The following is a 15,367-nucleotide window of genomic DNA, read 5'->3' as shown; positions in this document are numbered from 1 at the left end:
AATTTAGCTAATAACCTGACTCTCAATGTTAACACCTTGCTGTAATTGGTACATCTTATGATAGAGTCCCTGCTCAGCAAGTAATTCCTCATGGTTCCCCTGTTCGATTATTTCACCTTGGTGTAACACAATGATATGATCAGCATCTTTAATCGTCGAAAGTCTATGGGCTATAGCAATCGTCGTTCGTCCTTTTCTCATTTTTTCTAAAGCTACCTGAATCGCTTCTTCTGTTTCTGTATCAACACTAGCTGTTGCTTCATCAAGGATTAATATCTTCGGCTCAATTGCCATAGTTCTAGCAAAGGATAATAACTGTCGTTGCCCACTTGAAAGTGTTGAACCTCTTTCAGCTACCTTCGTATCATATCCTTCAGGAAGCTTTTCAATAAATTGATGTGCATGAACATAGGAAGCGGCTCTTTTTATATCTTCTTCCGTTAATGTATCATTGTATAATTTAATGTTGGAGCGTATGTCTCCTGTATATAAAAACGGGTCTTGTAGAACGAGTCCGACATTTTCTCGGATCTCTTTATCGGAATAAGCATGTAATGGCTTGCCATCGATGAGAATATCTCCACTCTTAATCTTATAAAATCTCATTAAGACATTTATGATCGAACTTTTTCCACTACCGGTATGCCCTACTAATGCCAATGTTTGGCCCTTCTTCACAGTAAACGAAATATTTTTTAATACATCTGTTTTTCCATCGTATGAAAAGGTGACATCACGAAATTCAACGTCCCCATCTCCAATTCTAGGATTCTCTTTCCCCTCTTGGGCTGGAGCTACGTCTTCGTAATCTAATAACTTAAAAACACGTCCCGCTGATACAATTGCTTGCTGAAACATTGATAAACGCATCATCATCTGATTTACTGGCTCAAAAAACCGGTCCAAATAATTAACAAAAGCATAAAGCACACCAATCTCAACTGCTGTATTTAACGACGTAATCCCAAAATAGCTTAATACGATAATAAGTGCCAAGATTGAGATAAAATCAATTGCTGGACGGAGCAAAAGTCCATCTAGCTTCATACTTTTCATCCATGCTCTTTGATGTTCTTCATTAATGTCAGCAAACTCTTTACGCAATCTTTTCTCTTGTCGGAACAGTTGAACAATCGACATCCCTTGAATCGATTCATTTATTTTGGCATTTAAGTGGCTAAGCTTCTCACTCATTTCAGCATAAAACTTCGAGCTAAATTTTCTGTACATTTTCATAACTAGTAAAATCAAGGGTAGAAAAAATAAACAGAAGAAAGCTAGCTTAGTATTTAAGTAAAACATCGCTACAAATATACCAATTAAGAAAACGATATTTTGTACAAATGTTGCTAAAACACTTACATATAAGTCTTTAATAGATTCTGTATCATTTGTAATACGAGATACTAACCCACCAGCTGCAGTGCGATCAAAGAATGATAAGCCAAGGCTTTGTACTTTAGCAAATACATCGATTCGTAACTGCTGAATGATTTTTAATGCTACCTTATGAAATAAATATAATTGTATATAATTTAGGGCAACAGACCCTATGTGTAGAAATAAATATAGACTTCCTAAAAATACAAGAGGCTCATAAGCAAGATTTCTAGGCGTTAAGTAGTCATCAATAAATATCTTTACTAAAATCGGTCCAATTATTTCAGCACCTGTCGCAAGAAGAAGTAGGGTAAATGCAATAATTAATATTTTTGTATGTGGCTTAGTATATGACAGAAGTCGTTTAAAGACGTCTTTTTGCTCTTTTGAAGTTAATACATTATCTTTATGCTGCACCTTACTCCCCTCCCTGCTCTACGATTGATTCTAGCTGTTGATGTTCATACATTTTTCGATACCAGCCTGTAGTTTTCATTAACTCTTGATGTGTCCCTTTTTCAATTATTAAGCCTTCATCAAGAACTAATATAAGATCCGCATGCTGTATCGCACTTAAACGGTGTGCTGTAATAATCGTTGTTTTATTCTTACGTGTCAGTCTTAGTGATTGAATTATCTCTTCTTCTGTTTTAGCATCTACTGCTGATAAAGAGTCGTCTAATATCAAAATTTCAGGATTTAATAATAACGCACGGGCAATAGATATTCTTTGCTTTTGCCCACCTGATAAAGTAACACCTCTCTCGCCAACGACAGTTTCATAGCCTTCGTTGAAGCGAGAGATATCTTCATGTATTGAAGCAAGCTTACTAGCATTGATAATGTCTGACATGCTTGCATCTGGCATTCCAAAAGCTATATTATCTCCGATTGTAGCTGAAAAAAGGAAATGATCCTGAGGTACATACCCAATCGATTTTCGAAGAGCATCGAAACGATAGTCTTCAATCTGATTGTTGTCAATCAGAATTGTTTGAGGCTCTGAATCAAATTCTCTCATTAACAGTTTAGTAAGAGTTGTTTTCCCACTCCCAGTTTTACCAACAACCCCTAACGTCTCTCCTCTTTTTAAAGAGAAATAAATATCTTTCAATGCTTGTTCATGTGAATTAGGATAAGAAAATTCCGGTAATCGAAATTCAATATTCCCCTTTGGTATTTCTTCTATTGTTGCTTCTTCATCAGTTATTTCCTGTTTTTCATTTAGTAATGATGACACACGATTATACGATGCACGACCTCTTTCAACAATATTAAATAACCATCCAAATGCAAGCATCGGCCATATGAGTAAGCCTAAATAAATTGTAAAACTAGTTAACTGTCCAATTGTAAGAGTGTCAGCAATCACAAATCTTGCTCCAAATACAATTGATAGAAAAAAAGAAATCCCAACAATGAGTGAGATTGTAGGATCAAATAACGCATCTACTTTTGCAACGGCAATATTTTTCTCTACAACTGTATCTGATTTTTTTCGAAACGATTCTACTTCAGCATCTTCATTACCAAATGCTTTCGTGACACGAATTCCACTCATACTCTCTTGCACTTTATCATTTAAACTTGAAAATGCTGCCTGTGCTCCGGCAAACCTCTTATGGAGTAATGAACCATAATAGCTTGTTGCTAATGCCATAAAAGGCATTGGTATAAGAGCTATTAACGTCAACTCCCAGCTAATTGTGACTGCCATCGTCAGAATAACAAAGCCACCCATAGTTAATGAGTCAACTAACGTTAGAACACCAGCACCAGCCGTTTGTTCAATAGCCTTTATATCATTCGTGGAATGAGCCATTAAATCTCCTGTTCTTCTTTTTTGATAAAAGTTTCGAGACATATTTGTAAAATGTGTATACAAGCGATTACGTAGGAGTCTTGCTAATCGAATCGACGCTCCAAAAATCATGATTCTCCATAAATAACGAAGAATATAAACGATAACAGCAATGGCAAGAAGCACTCCCACCCATTTTAGTAAGATTGAATGGGTAAGTGTACCCTGTTCAATATGGTCTACCATCACCCCAACAATATAAGGTGGCAATAGGGAAAGAATAGATACAAAAACTAAAATAAGAATTCCTAATCCATAACTGCGCTTTTCCTGTTTAAAATACCACCATAAATCAATAAAGACTTTCATATTTTTTCCCTCTCAATTTAGTTCTCTCTTTTTTATTCGAAACTCGAAATAGCATAACGAAATTTTAGCATAATTCTTACATTTAGAGTAAATATTTTCGCTTAATCAGACAAAATGCACCGAGAACACTGAAAAAGTCCAAGATAGAGTATGAAAGAAGCTCTTCTTCTTTAGTCAGACTTTAACAATTTGAAAAACAATGAAAAAACACCCCATTAACGAGGTGCTTGTCCTTTATTATTTAGTTTGTTGCTTTTGCATTGCTTTCATCATTTGATTGATTTTCTTCTGCGATGGGTTTTGTCCCATTTGCATCATCATTACTCTAAGCATCTGCTCGTTAATTGGTGGGTTTTTCTTTAAATAGCTCATCATTGTCTTACGAGCTATGAAGAAGCCGATGGCAACACCTGCTAAAGCTGCCAGCAAGCCCACTACAATATACCATACCATAGTTGTATTTCCTCCTTCATCAATAAACCGTTCGTACATTTGTTGGTCCGAACATAAGAATTGCAATCCTATATATTATATCTTATCAATTACATGTTTAAAAGAAGAAATCAAGAATTAAATTAATTTCATCTGTTTAATAGGGTTCAGCCATCCGTATCGGAAATGATCAAGGTCAACTGCAAAAAAGCATGGCGACCATTTTCTAATTCCCTCAAAGAAAACTGTTTCTACTTCAAAATTACCATCTGCTGATAGAATAAGTTTATCCGGCTGAATCATTAATTCCGCGTGACTATCTGGACGTAGCGTATAGTAATGTCTATCCTTAATTAAGCGATAGTCTGTACTTCCTTTAAATTGCTGTTTAACTAACTGCTGAATATGCAAAACAGGTATCGGCGAAGTAATGTATTCAATTTGCTTTTGTATAACCGTACCCTTTTCCTCTGAGGAGCGTAGTTGTTCTAAAAATAAATGAAACAACTTCGATTCTTGTCCAAAATAATGACGAGCAACCTCTTCTTCAATTAAATAAATAGTGTAGTTTCTCACCCTATTCTCCCCCATTGCAAATGTAATACAAAAAGTATAATACATTTGCTAGAAAATGATTGTCTCTTGATGGAGAAAGGATGTTCTATTTTTGTCGAAAGGAAGAGGCTGTTCCAAAAGGTCGATTTTGCCTTTTGAAACAACCTCGAAACAATAAGCAGAGTTACGATAGAGCATAGCTACCTACTAAAAAGAAGTAATCTCATTGTAGACTAGACTCTACGACACCACATTATTTACGCACTAATGCTTTTACTCTACCTACTACATTATCAACAGTGAAGCCGTACTCTTCCATAATTTTTTCTCCAGGTGCTGATGCACCAAACTGGTCAATACCTAGTACTTCTCCTTCACTACCTACGTATTTATGCCAACCTAGAGAAGAGCCCATTTCGATTCCTAAGCGTAATTTCACATTACTTGGAATAACGCTTTCTTTATATTCTTTTGATTGTTGATCAAATTTATCCCAGCTCGGCATACTTACTACAGAAGCATGTATTCCGTCTTTTTCAAGAACCTTCTGTGCTTCAACTGCAAGTGGAACTTCAGAACCTGCTGCCAATAATAATACATCTGGTGTACCATTTGCTTTCGATACAACATAAGCACCTTTTTTAACACCCTCGTATGCTTGCTCAGCAGTACTATCTAATGTCATTAGATTTTGTCTAGTAAGAACTAATGCAGTTGGAGTGTCTTCACTTTCTAATGCTACCTTCCAAGCAGCAACCGCTTCATTACTATCTCCAGGACGAATCACTGAAAGACCTGGCATCGCACGTAATGCTGCTAATTGCTCAACTGGTTCATGTGTTGGTCCATCTTCACCAACCGCAATACTGTCATGTGTAAATACATAAGTGACAGGTAATTTCATTAACGCAGCTAAACGGATTGCTGGACGTAAGTAATCAGAGAATACGAAGAAAGTTGCTCCAAATACTTTTACTCCACCATGAAGAGCCATACCGTTCATAGCAGCTCCCATTGCAAATTCACGAACACCAAACCAAATGTTTCTACCACTGTAATCTTCGCGACTAAAGTTAGCTTCACCTTTGATTAATGTTTTGTTTGATGAAGCTAAGTCAGCAGAACCACCGATAAGCTGAGGAACAGTTTTAGCAAACGCATTCAAAGCATCACCTGAAGATGAGCGCGTAGCAACACTGTCTTTTCCTGCTTCATAGACAGGAGCATCTTGATCCCAACCAGCTGGTAACTCACCTTTAATTGCTTGTTGTAATTGTTCAGCTAGCTCAGGATGTTTTTCTTTATACGTAGCGAACATTTCGTTCCACGCATTCTCCTTTTGCTCACCTTCTGCTTTAACATTTGAATAAAATTCTTCAACCTCTTCAGGGATATGGAATTCGTTATCATATGACCACTCATAAGCCTCTTTTGCTAGTTTAACTTCATCGCTACCTAGTGGTGCACCATGTGAAGCCGACTTTCCACCTTTGTTTGGTGACCCATAACCAATGACTGTTTTTACTTCAATTAATGTAGGACGTTCGTCTTTCTTAGCAGATTCGATTGCTTTTCCAATCTCATCAAGATTGTTCCCGTCTTCCACACGAATGACCTGCCATCCGTATGCTTTATAACGATCTTCTACACTTTCAGAGAAAGCCATATTTAATTCGCCATCTAATGAGATATCATTTGAATCATAAAGAACAACAAGATGTCCTAGCTTTAAGTGTCCTGCTAATGAAGCTGCTTCTGCAGAAACACCTTCCATTAAATCACCGTCACCACAAATGCTATAAGTGTAATGATCAACGATTTCTAAACCATCACGGTTGTATGTACTTGCTAAATGACGCTCCGCCATTGCCATCCCAACTGCCATCGCAACACCTTGACCGAGTGGTCCAGTTGTCGCTTCCACACCCGGAGTATGTCCAAATTCAGGGTGTCCAGGAGTCTTACTCCCCCACTGTCTGAAACTTTGTAAGTCTTCAAGTGATAAGTCATAACCTGTTAAATGTAATAAGCTATATAAAAGCATAGAACCATGTCCTGCAGACAGAACAAAACGGTCACGGTTAAACCATTCTGGATTACTTGGATTGTGGTTCATATACTTTGCAAAAAGACTGAACGCCATAGGAGCAGCTCCCATAGGCATTCCCGGATGTCCAGAATTTGCTTTTTCAATGCTATCAATCGATAACGTACGAATAGTATTTACAGCTAACTGTTCGACGCGAGTTGTCATTTTTCGTCACCCTTTCGATTCACCTATAATGATTATATACGCTTTTCATATTATACTTTCTTCCACCATTGTACAAGCAAACTTAGGAAATTCATCTCTATGTTTCTAGGATTTACTCAATAAAGTAAAAATACTCATAAATAAAAACGCTTACCTATTTCGACATAAAGGTAAACGCTTCTAGTATCGTCATTATTATAAATTTTATGTTTGGTGTCTTAATGCTTTGTTACATTCTGTGACTTTTTACTTTGCTTTAGCTTTTCAGGTGTAACATCATTCCCTTTTTTATCTACAACTTTGACTGAATGTAATTGATTTTCAAAAGAAGAGCGGAATTGCTTTACGTACTCTTGACGTAGCCTCTTTTGTTCTTGTTCTTCCTCTTTTGAAAGTCCTGTTGTTTTCGCTCTCTTCGCTAATTCATTTATGCGTGCAATCTTATCATTTATCGCCATCATATATTCCTCCTATCACGTACATAATACATTATTACCAATACAAACTGTACACGAAGGACTTAGTCGTTTCAACTTTTTTGCTTTAGTCTTGTACATTATCTAGTTGCTCTGTTTCCTTAATATATAATTGGTAGCGTCTATGTACAGTTGCTTTTGATACATCATAGCCAAACCCTCTTAAAGTAGCAGCAATTTCATGAAAAGTTAATTTCATTTCTCTAAGGCGAACAATTTCTTTAATAGGTACGTCCTTTTGTTCTCTGCCACCAACATGAGTGTTTTTTAAATTTTTTTGTGGCTTGTAGCCTTGCTTTACTGCCCGTTTCATTCCTCTTTTTATTTTTAAATTATGAAGCTTCCGTTGATACTCTTCTACTATACTTACAATTTCTAGCACCATCGAATCTGTTTCACTAAGCTCCATTTCACCATTATTATTTAATGTATAGATAGTTACCCCCATTTTTGATAAATGATGTAGGAGAGCTATCTTTGTATTTCCTCTCGCTAGTCTTGTGTCATCTTGTATAAGAAGAACTTCAGCCTGCTTTTCCCTAAAATAATCTAGCATTTCTAATATCCCTTGTCGTTCAAGCTTAAAACTACTTTCTTTTTCGCTGATAATCTTTATGACATTTAATTGATGGCTTTCAGCAAGGTGTACCAGCTCTTCTTGCTGCCGGTGTAATGACGTTTGTTGGGTTTCCTTTTCTGTACTAACTCTACAATATATAATAGCATTCATAACTTAATTATACCTAAGAAGTTATTAGAACTGAAGCACACATTAAGACAATTGTTGCAACAAATCCAATTATGATTCCAATTTCTTCCCCAGAAAATCTCTTTAGTAAACCTTTCACTATCCTCACCTCATAAGAATGTTTGTTCTTATCTCGATTATAGTAAGAACCTTTGTTCGTGTCAATCGTAAATTAGAACTTATGTTTGCTAGTCCATATTTTGCATGATATAATAAATTTAACAAGATTAGTCAAGTGAGGTGTGAGGAATGTCAAAGTTATCAAAGAGGCAACAAGAAATACTAGACTACATAAAAACAGAGGTTCGCTCCAAAGGTTATCCCCCTTCTGTACGTGAGATCGGTGAAGCGGTAGGACTAGCCTCTAGTTCAACAGTTCACGGACACTTATCTCGACTAGAGAAAAAAGGTCTTATTCGACGAGATCCTACCAAACCAAGAGCTATCGAAGTCCTATCATCAGAAGAGGACTATAGTAAGATAGCAGAAAGCAAAACAGCCTATGTACCTGTTATCGGTAAGGTTACAGCAGGTAACCCTATAACAGCCATTGAAAACGTAGAAGAATATATCCCATTACCTGAACGTTATGTTTCAAATGAGGAAAACGTATTTATTCTAGTAATCGATGGTGAAAGTATGATAGAAGCAGGTATTTTCGATGGTGATATGGTTATTGTTCGTCAGCAACAAACTGCTAATAACGGCGATATAATTGTAGCTATGACAGAAGAGGATGAAGCTACAGTTAAGCGTTTCTTTAAAGAAAAAGATTATATTCGTTTACAACCTGAAAACTCAACTATGGAACCAATTATACTTAAAAATTGCTCTGTATTAGGAAAAGTGATTGGAGTTTTCAGAACTATTCATTAATATCTTTAATCCTATCAAACTAAATTGATAGGATTTTTTGCTTTTCAAGACGCTAAAATAAACCTATTTCAGAAAGTACATGCTCCTTACAAATGCTTGCTGTGTAGAATGTAGTACTTTATAAAGAAAGAAGGTGAATTTTATGCCTCATAGGAGACATTGGCGTCCACCTTTTTATCCACCATACCCACCATATTATCCTTGGCCACCGTTCCCCCCATATCCACCATACTATCCTTGGCCGCCATATCCACCTTTTTACCCTTGGCCACCTAGACCTCCTAGACCGCCTTGGTATTAACTAAAAATGAGTAAGAGGAAAATCACACCTCTTACTCATTGGCCTAAATCACATAGGGAAAAGCTCTTTATACCATACTGAACAATACTATATCCTAACCCTCAAAAAAAGGTGATGTAAAAATGTTTATTAACCCTTTACAACCCGGTGTTGCATTGCACCCAATGCTTAACCAACAACCCCAATATGTTTATGGATATTATCAACCTATTCCTTATTATGGCCATGGATATTATCAACCTCCATATAAACCAACACAATGGGTTCATAATCCTCTAGGAGACCAACTAAAGACACAACCAAAACCACTTTCGAAAAAAGTAGCTACAGCAAAACATAGTCCAGCTGATTACCACTTGCATCACGGATTCCCTTACGGACAAGGCTCTGGGCATTTCCCTGATTACTACAATTCTAATTATTAATCTATAATAAACCGAAAATGGATCCTAGAAAGAGCCTAATCTAATAAGATTAGGCTTTTCAACTAAACTTTCTTTATTCTATCGATAATCATAGCCGCTGTATCATTCCCATTCTTAATACACATTCCTATACCCACTCCATAATAGGAACAACCAGCAAGGATAGCATTAGGAAAGTTTGTTTCCATTTTGCCAATAAGAGAATGTACTGCATGTTTATGTTCTAAATGATAATTCGGCATAGCATTTTCCCAGTTTGTTACTTCTATAACTTGAGGCTTTCCTTTTATACCTAAACTCTTTTCAATATCTTGTAAAGCTGCTTCAACTAAACCATCCTCATTCATATTTTTCAACTTTTGATAGGATGGATTTGAACTTTTATAAAATAAACGAACTAATAAATTACCTTTTTCAGATGTATGTTTCCATTTCCTACTCGTCCACGTACATGCGTTACATTGAATATCATTATTTTCTGAAACAATAAATCCAGTACCATCCGCTGGAAGTCTTTCATCTGGGATATCAAAACCTAGATAAATACTTGTTAAAGAAGCATTAGTTAATTTGTTAAAGTCCTTATCCAAATCCTCATTATTTAGTAATTCCTGAGTTACATGATGTGGTGTCGTAAGTACAACATAGTCTGCCTGGATTGTACGAAAGTTTGAAAATGATATTTCATAGCTAACATTTTCTTTACTAACTTTTGTAGCTTTTACTCCTTTAATGAATTCAACCTCTTCTAACTCATTTTCCATTTCGTTAATTAGCGTAGATAAACCCTTGTTAAACGATAGGAACTTTTTATTTGCTGCTGTTTGAAATTTCTCTTTATTTTTATTTAACCCTTCAATAATACTTCCATATTGTTGTTTATACTCTAAAAGGTAAGGTAGTGTAGAAGCCAAAGTAAGCTCATTTATATTACCTGAATAAACACCGGATAATACAGGTGCTATTTGCTTTTCTACTAGTTCTTTCCCTAAAAAGTGTTCTAAAAATTCCCCAATCGAGCTCTCGAGTGTAAAATGGTCATTTACCATCTCATAGTCTTTTAATGCAAGTTTCTTCCCTTCATCCGATACTAATGTACTACTAAATAATGATTCCTTACTTGTAGGTATCCCAAATACTGTATCTTTAGGAATTGGATGTAACTCATTATTTGTATAAATATACGAAATACCTGTCGCATTGTAAGCAACTTCATTTTCGAGTTGTAAGTCAGTTACTAATGGCATGACACTTTCATGTCTTGCAACAATAGAGTCAGCACCAGTTTCTATTTTGTATTCACCATTCAGTACTGTGTGGATTTTACCCCCTAAATACTCATTTTTCTCTACAAGAATCAACTCTACATCTACATTTTGCTCGCGTTTTAATTTTTGTAAATAATGCATCGTTGATAGGCCTGTAACTCCCCCACCAATCACAACAACTGTTTTCACTTTACTACCCCCACTTATATCTCTTTAATAAAAGTCTTCTTTGTATGGTTTAATCTTGCCACAAATGGCTTTAAAAATAAAATAAAAAATTATATTTTCTAGTCCTATTATTATTATTGGACCTCACTTTTAATAATAGTTGACTGTACATTTAATCTTACATCACTGTAAATATAATTTAACTTTGTTACAAAGAAAAACCCCTCAACACCTGTGGTATCAAGGGGTTTGTTCTATTAATATGTTTGTAGGTACTGGTCGCGCTCCCAAGGATGAACTTGCGTGCGGAACGTGTTTCTTCCTATAATATAGATTCATAGATTCACTCTAATTAGTGCCGTATCAACATTTACAAAATTATGGATTTTCATATTTCTTCATAGTTTTTATTCTAATTGTGGGCACAATGTGGGCATTTTGTGGGCAAATTGAATTACTAACTTATACCCTCATAAGGTATGGGTTAGTAATTACTTTTATCATTGATGTAGACACCGCCTTGTAAATAAAACAATGCATTAGTCAGTATACGATAAGTAGCTTCTCTTATGCTACAATTCCAAGATACTGAAAAATATACAATTCTTTCGTATACTTCTTTATCTGCTTTAACGTGAACAATATAATCAGATGTTGTGTATGTTAATTCTGGAAACTCATAAAACTCTTCTATATTTATTTTGACTATTTCTGTACAAAACTCAGTCATTGATTGTTTTTTACTTCTAGAACAATACATAATATATTCACGATCGTACAACGAAACTGGTACACGAATATCACTAAATACTTTTTTATCCGAACGTTCTTTACGTTCAATACGAATATTTTTCTTCGGTCTTTTCCTTTTTATTATAGGATACTCCTCCACTTCTCCCTCTCCCCTAACTTTTTATATTGAAAGTTTTTCGATTTATCCTTAGTCCCCTAGTCCCCCAGGTCATTGTTGAACAGAAGGGGAAGGTAAGTATTAACTGGTTATGATTTTAAAATTCGACTTTATACCCCCCTCTTTCTGAACGATGGACTTGCTTTGGCATGTTATTATTCGTATTGTTACTCTTCCTCTCCTCCATATCTTTCTGTATAAGCCGTTTAACATAAGCTGAAAAAACATTAAACATTGATGCATGTTCTAATAACTTTTTTTCGTAGGGGTCAGATAGATTGAATGATACGCTTTTCACTTTTGTTTGCTTCATATTTAACACCCACCCATCTCTCCAGTAATTGTTCTCCTTCCACAGTTAGATATACCTTACCTTCCAATTGTGCCTTTTTCATTATCAATGCTACTTGTTGTTTTTGTTTATTCATAACTGTGTATGACCTCCTTGTGATTGGTTTAATAAATCATACTCAGCTATTAATGGAATAAGAACAAAAACATAAAGGAAATTTATATTTTTAAATAAATAATACAAATAAAGGAATTCATCTGAAAGATATAGAAAACTACTCATAGGAATAATACGAGGTGGTTCAATGCTTATTAGTAAAATAGATGAATGTATTAAAAAGGCTGGGTTTAGAAGAGATTACATTTCAGACCAAATGAAAGTCACTAAGCAACAATTGAGTAATTGGTGCACTGGACGTTCCAAGCCTAAAACGGAGGACCTTTATAAACTGGCACTGTTATTAAAGTGTAAAACTGATGATTTATATGAATATGTAGAAGAGGAGATTAAACAATGAGCTTAAAATCAAAAATAAATAAGATACTTAGAATTTGGAATGATATTGACGCCGTTCGGAAAGGAAGAGTCGGTAAAAGGATAGGAAGAAGAGTAGTCGGTAGAGCGACTGGAAAAGCGATGAGGAAGTTGTTTAAGTAAGCCCACCTTGTGAGTGGGCTATTATTTTACTTATTCATATTAAAGATTACTTGAGCCATTTGAGCTCTAGTCATCGGTTCATTCGGTGCGAAGGTTCCGTCTGTCTTACCTTGCATTATGCCTTCTTTCTTCACGTGTTCAATTGCCTTTTCAGCCCAATGTCCTTTTGGTACGTCTGGGAACGGTCCTGATTGACTCATAGAAGGTACCACCTTTCTTTGTAATCCATAGATTTTAATAATTCCTTCCACATGACCATGAGCGATTCTATCCAAAAAATCAGGGCGTTTAAGCAATGCTGCGTCTCGAGCATTATCAATAAATCCATTTTCCGTTAAGATTGCCGGCATACGAGTTAACCTCAATACTGCAAAATTAGCAGTCTTTCTCCCTCGATTATTAATCTCTGGTACTTGTTTAGTTATCTCGGCATGCATGGTATTTTGATGAGAGATAGATTGAGCCGAAGCACTGATGTGAATGAAATCTTCATAACCATTAGCTTGTCCATTAAATGCATTTAGGTGTGCTGAAAGAAAATAATCCGCTCCCCAGCGATTAGCTATTGCTGCTCGTTCGGCTAACTCAACAAATATATCAGAAGAACGAGTAAGAAGTGTCTGTACACCTTCATACTGTTTTAATTTTTCATCAATTCGTTTAACAATATCTAATGCAACATCCTTCTCTTGTAACCCATGGCCTATAGCACCTGAATCATTACCACCATGACCAGCATCCAAACAAATTTTCACCATTACTTTTCACCCTTTCCCTCTTCATTTTTAAGCATTGTAATTAACTTCTTTACACCCTGTGGAACTGGAGCACCCATCTTCCCACCGTTTTCAGTAATACTAATTAATTCAATTGCAATGTAGGCAATACAAATACCGTTTCCTATGTGATTCGTTCCAAATAAGTTAATTTCTATTAGATAAATAGTAGCGATTAGCAATATCACATAAAGCTTTCTAATAAAACCTGTTCGTCCAATTGCACTATTAAGACCTGATGTAACAGAACCAGCCATCATTCCAGTAATGAAGTCCACAGCCATTAGAACAAGTAAAACTGTAAATGCAGCTCCTAGACTTTCTGAAACAATTGAAAATATCGCTCCTATTGCAGTGATTGTTCCTTTAAACCACAAGTCAAACCTTTCCATTACTTCACTCCTTCCACAATATAAAAAGAGCCCTCTAAAATGACACTCTGGATGAAAGGGCATAAAAAATACACCTACTCATTGAGAGGTGTTTGCATATTCAAGACAAACTCCTAATAACTATTAACAGGAGGTGATAAATTTGGATGACAATAAAAAACTAGCTTTGGAATTAACTAAAGCTTTAATCCAAAACCAACATATCAAGCCTGTATTTAGTTATTCGAAAGACAGTGATATTGGAGAAGAAAATTCTATTTCTTACATCTTAGATAATACAAAATATTCCTTTACAGATTTATTTTCCTACTTTCTTGACAACCTTGAAAAAATAAATGAACGTTACTGACGAAGCCTATTTATAGGCTTTTTTTACTGCACATAATCAGGCTATCCTGCAACTAATCCGTAATTAAATGCTCTGCTTCTAACTGAATCAATTGCTCCCTAACTTGCTCTTTTAATGTTACTGGTACTTCATCATACGTTTTATGCCCCATAATAATTAAAGTAGTGTAAATTGTCGCCATATCTCTCATCTCCTTAGTTAATTTTAGTAAATAAAAAAGACGTTTAATTAGATTCATCTAACAACGCCTTAACTTCTTCTCTTAAATTTTCGGGTACATCGTCAATTGTCTTATGACCTAATCGAATTAATTCAGCGTAAATTTGAGCCATTCTTAATTACCCCCTAGCATCATTTCGTATAATTCCGTAATTGCTAACATAGTCGATACATGGCGTTGTTGCTCGTCTGTGAGTTGTTGTTCTAACGCCAATTTGCCCTCGTACATTTCAACCATAGCAAGCATATTTGATACGCTCTGAACGTTTAACTCGTCCACCTCGCTCGGCAAACTCTCCTGTCTTGCTTTCTTCTGTTCTTCCTCTTGCTTCTCCTGTTTCGCTTGCTCTTGTATCGCTTTAATCTCTTCTTGTGGCTTACCTTCTTCCCACTCGTCACCATTCCACTTTAACGTGTATAATCCTTGTGGTGGTGTGACGGTAACAAAACGTTCCACAATCTCACTGGTTACATTACCTTCTTCGTCTGCTTCTCGCTCGACTGTCTCAAAATACGTTTTCGGTACTGTTTCGGTGTACGTTTCTTCGACTTCGATTGTGTTGATTACGTTACCTTCTTCATCTAATTCCTCTTGTTCGATTGTACGTATTTTCTCAACCTCTTCTGTCGGGATTGATTGTACGAGAACAGGCTCGATAAACAACCCATTCTCATCAATTCTTAGAATTTGTTTCACAACGGTAACCCCCTATATAGAA

Annotated in this window: 21 protein-coding genes and 1 pseudogene; 5 read left to right on the top strand and 17 right to left on the bottom strand. The window is 35.8% G+C overall.

All coding sequences use genetic code 11. The features are described 5' to 3' along the window. Window positions 1–3 precede the first annotated feature (3 nt). The 7 genes and pseudogenes from CD003_RS03705 to CD003_RS03675 all read right to left on the bottom strand — a co-directional run bounded on the left by CD003_RS03705 (window position 4) and on the right by CD003_RS03675 (window position 7,997). Entirely contained in the window at window positions 4–1,797 is a 1,794-nt protein-coding gene (locus CD003_RS03705) for an ABC transporter ATP-binding protein (RefSeq protein WP_096199542.1), read from the bottom strand. 1 nt (window position 1,798) lies between these two features. Beyond that, window positions 1,799–3,550: an ABC transporter transmembrane domain-containing protein gene (locus CD003_RS03700; protein ID WP_096199541.1), complete on the bottom strand. Its 1,752-nt coding sequence runs from the start codon at window positions 3,548–3,550 to the stop codon at window positions 1,799–1,801. A 237-nt stretch (window positions 3,551–3,787) separates the two neighbouring features. After that, a pseudogene (locus CD003_RS03695) lies at window positions 3,788–4,011 on the bottom strand (YneF family protein). A 109-nt stretch (window positions 4,012–4,120) separates the two neighbouring features. After that, a complete protein-coding gene (gene sirA, locus CD003_RS03690; protein WP_096199539.1) occupies window positions 4,121–4,558 on the bottom strand; it encodes a sporulation inhibitor of replication protein SirA in 438 nt (145 codons plus the stop codon). 232 nt (window positions 4,559–4,790) lie between these two features. Further along, window positions 4,791–6,791, bottom strand: coding sequence for a transketolase (gene tkt / locus CD003_RS03685; protein ID WP_096199538.1), 2,001 nt, complete (start codon window positions 6,789–6,791; stop codon window positions 4,791–4,793). Between the two features lie 218 nt (window positions 6,792–7,009). Then, a complete protein-coding gene (locus tag CD003_RS03680; RefSeq protein ID WP_096199537.1) occupies window positions 7,010–7,249 on the bottom strand; it encodes a DUF896 domain-containing protein in 240 nt (79 codons plus the stop codon). Between the two features lie 85 nt (window positions 7,250–7,334). Further along, window positions 7,335–7,997 (bottom strand): YneB family resolvase-like protein, encoded by a 663-nt coding sequence (locus CD003_RS03675; RefSeq protein ID WP_096199536.1) that lies wholly within the window; start codon window positions 7,995–7,997, stop codon window positions 7,335–7,337. A 267-nt stretch (window positions 7,998–8,264) separates the two neighbouring features. Here CD003_RS03675 and lexA point away from each other — a divergent pair, with 267 nt between their 5' ends. After that, complete coding sequence (lexA, locus tag CD003_RS03670; RefSeq protein WP_096199535.1) at window positions 8,265–8,891, top strand: transcriptional repressor LexA; 627 nt, start codon at window positions 8,265–8,267, stop codon at window positions 8,889–8,891. 140 nt (window positions 8,892–9,031) lie between these two features. Here lexA and CD003_RS22170 read toward each other — a convergent pair whose 3' ends face one another. Continuing rightward, the gene (locus CD003_RS22170) at window positions 9,032–9,163 is read right to left on the bottom strand and encodes a hypothetical protein (RefSeq protein WP_257008158.1); all 132 of its coding nucleotides are present in this window, start codon (window positions 9,161–9,163) and stop codon (window positions 9,032–9,034) included. A gap of 151 nt (window positions 9,164–9,314) precedes the next feature. Between CD003_RS22170 and CD003_RS03665 the strand changes: the two genes are divergently transcribed. Further along, entirely contained in the window at window positions 9,315–9,617 is a 303-nt protein-coding gene (locus CD003_RS03665) for a hypothetical protein (RefSeq protein ID WP_096199534.1), read from the top strand. A 62-nt stretch (window positions 9,618–9,679) separates the two neighbouring features. Here CD003_RS03665 and CD003_RS03660 read toward each other — a convergent pair whose 3' ends face one another. From CD003_RS03660 to CD003_RS21670, 4 genes are all read right to left on the bottom strand, one after another. Then, on the bottom strand, window positions 9,680–11,074 hold the full coding sequence (locus CD003_RS03660; protein ID WP_096199533.1) for a protoporphyrinogen oxidase: 1,395 nt from the start codon (window positions 11,072–11,074) through the stop codon (window positions 9,680–9,682). A 463-nt stretch (window positions 11,075–11,537) separates the two neighbouring features. Continuing rightward, complete coding sequence (locus CD003_RS03655) at window positions 11,538–11,945, bottom strand: hypothetical protein (protein WP_096199532.1); 408 nt, start codon at window positions 11,943–11,945, stop codon at window positions 11,538–11,540. 115 nt (window positions 11,946–12,060) lie between these two features. After that, window positions 12,061–12,276: a hypothetical protein gene (locus CD003_RS03650; protein ID WP_096199531.1), complete on the bottom strand. Its 216-nt coding sequence runs from the start codon at window positions 12,274–12,276 to the stop codon at window positions 12,061–12,063. Next, complete coding sequence (locus CD003_RS21670; protein WP_179295412.1) at window positions 12,233–12,391, bottom strand: hypothetical protein; 159 nt, start codon at window positions 12,389–12,391, stop codon at window positions 12,233–12,235. Before CD003_RS21670 ends, CD003_RS03650 begins: the two co-directional genes overlap by 44 nt. Before the next feature lie 168 nt (window positions 12,392–12,559). Here CD003_RS21670 and CD003_RS03645 point away from each other — a divergent pair, with 168 nt between their 5' ends. After that, window positions 12,560–12,772: a helix-turn-helix transcriptional regulator gene (locus CD003_RS03645; RefSeq protein WP_096199530.1), complete on the top strand. Its 213-nt coding sequence runs from the start codon at window positions 12,560–12,562 to the stop codon at window positions 12,770–12,772. Further along, the gene (locus tag CD003_RS21665) at window positions 12,769–12,912 is read left to right on the top strand and encodes a hypothetical protein (RefSeq protein ID WP_179295411.1); all 144 of its coding nucleotides are present in this window, start codon (window positions 12,769–12,771) and stop codon (window positions 12,910–12,912) included. The genes CD003_RS03645 and CD003_RS21665 overlap by 4 nt, the downstream gene beginning before the upstream one ends. Before the next feature lie 26 nt (window positions 12,913–12,938). On the opposite strand, the gene CD003_RS03640 is transcribed toward CD003_RS21665, so the two are convergent. Further along, on the bottom strand, window positions 12,939–13,670 hold the full coding sequence (locus CD003_RS03640) for an N-acetylmuramoyl-L-alanine amidase (RefSeq protein WP_096199529.1): 732 nt from the start codon (window positions 13,668–13,670) through the stop codon (window positions 12,939–12,941). Further along, window positions 13,670–14,080, bottom strand: coding sequence for a phage holin family protein (locus CD003_RS03635; protein ID WP_179295410.1), 411 nt, complete (start codon window positions 14,078–14,080; stop codon window positions 13,670–13,672). The genes CD003_RS03640 and CD003_RS03635 overlap by 1 nt, the downstream gene beginning before the upstream one ends. 142 nt (window positions 14,081–14,222) lie before the next feature. Between CD003_RS03635 and CD003_RS03630 the strand changes: the two genes are divergently transcribed. After that, window positions 14,223–14,429 carry a hypothetical protein gene (locus tag CD003_RS03630; protein ID WP_096199527.1) on the top strand — a complete coding sequence of 69 codons (207 nt, stop codon included), beginning with the start codon at window positions 14,223–14,225 and terminating at the stop codon, window positions 14,427–14,429. Between the two features lie 52 nt (window positions 14,430–14,481). On the opposite strand, the gene CD003_RS22165 is transcribed toward CD003_RS03630, so the two are convergent. Genes CD003_RS22165 through CD003_RS03620 form a run of 3 tightly spaced genes read right to left on the bottom strand, consistent with a single transcriptional unit; the run spans window position 14,482 to window position 15,345 of the window. Continuing rightward, window positions 14,482–14,610, bottom strand: coding sequence for a CD1375 family protein (locus CD003_RS22165; protein WP_257008156.1), 129 nt, complete (start codon window positions 14,608–14,610; stop codon window positions 14,482–14,484). 43 nt (window positions 14,611–14,653) lie between these two features. After that, window positions 14,654–14,761, bottom strand: coding sequence for a CD1375 family protein (locus CD003_RS22160; protein WP_257008155.1), 108 nt, complete (start codon window positions 14,759–14,761; stop codon window positions 14,654–14,656). Between the two features lie 2 nt (window positions 14,762–14,763). Continuing rightward, window positions 14,764–15,345 carry a hypothetical protein gene (locus tag CD003_RS03620; RefSeq protein WP_096199525.1) on the bottom strand — a complete coding sequence of 194 codons (582 nt, stop codon included), beginning with the start codon at window positions 15,343–15,345 and terminating at the stop codon, window positions 14,764–14,766. Window positions 15,346–15,367: the final 22 nt, after the last annotated feature.

It is taken from the genome of Bacillus sp. FJAT-45350, assembly GCF_002335805.1.
Lineage (GTDB): Bacteria > Bacillota > Bacilli > Bacillales > NISU01 > FJAT-45350.
Note: the sequence above shows the minus strand (reverse complement) of the source record. Positions and strands in the feature narration are given on the sequence as shown.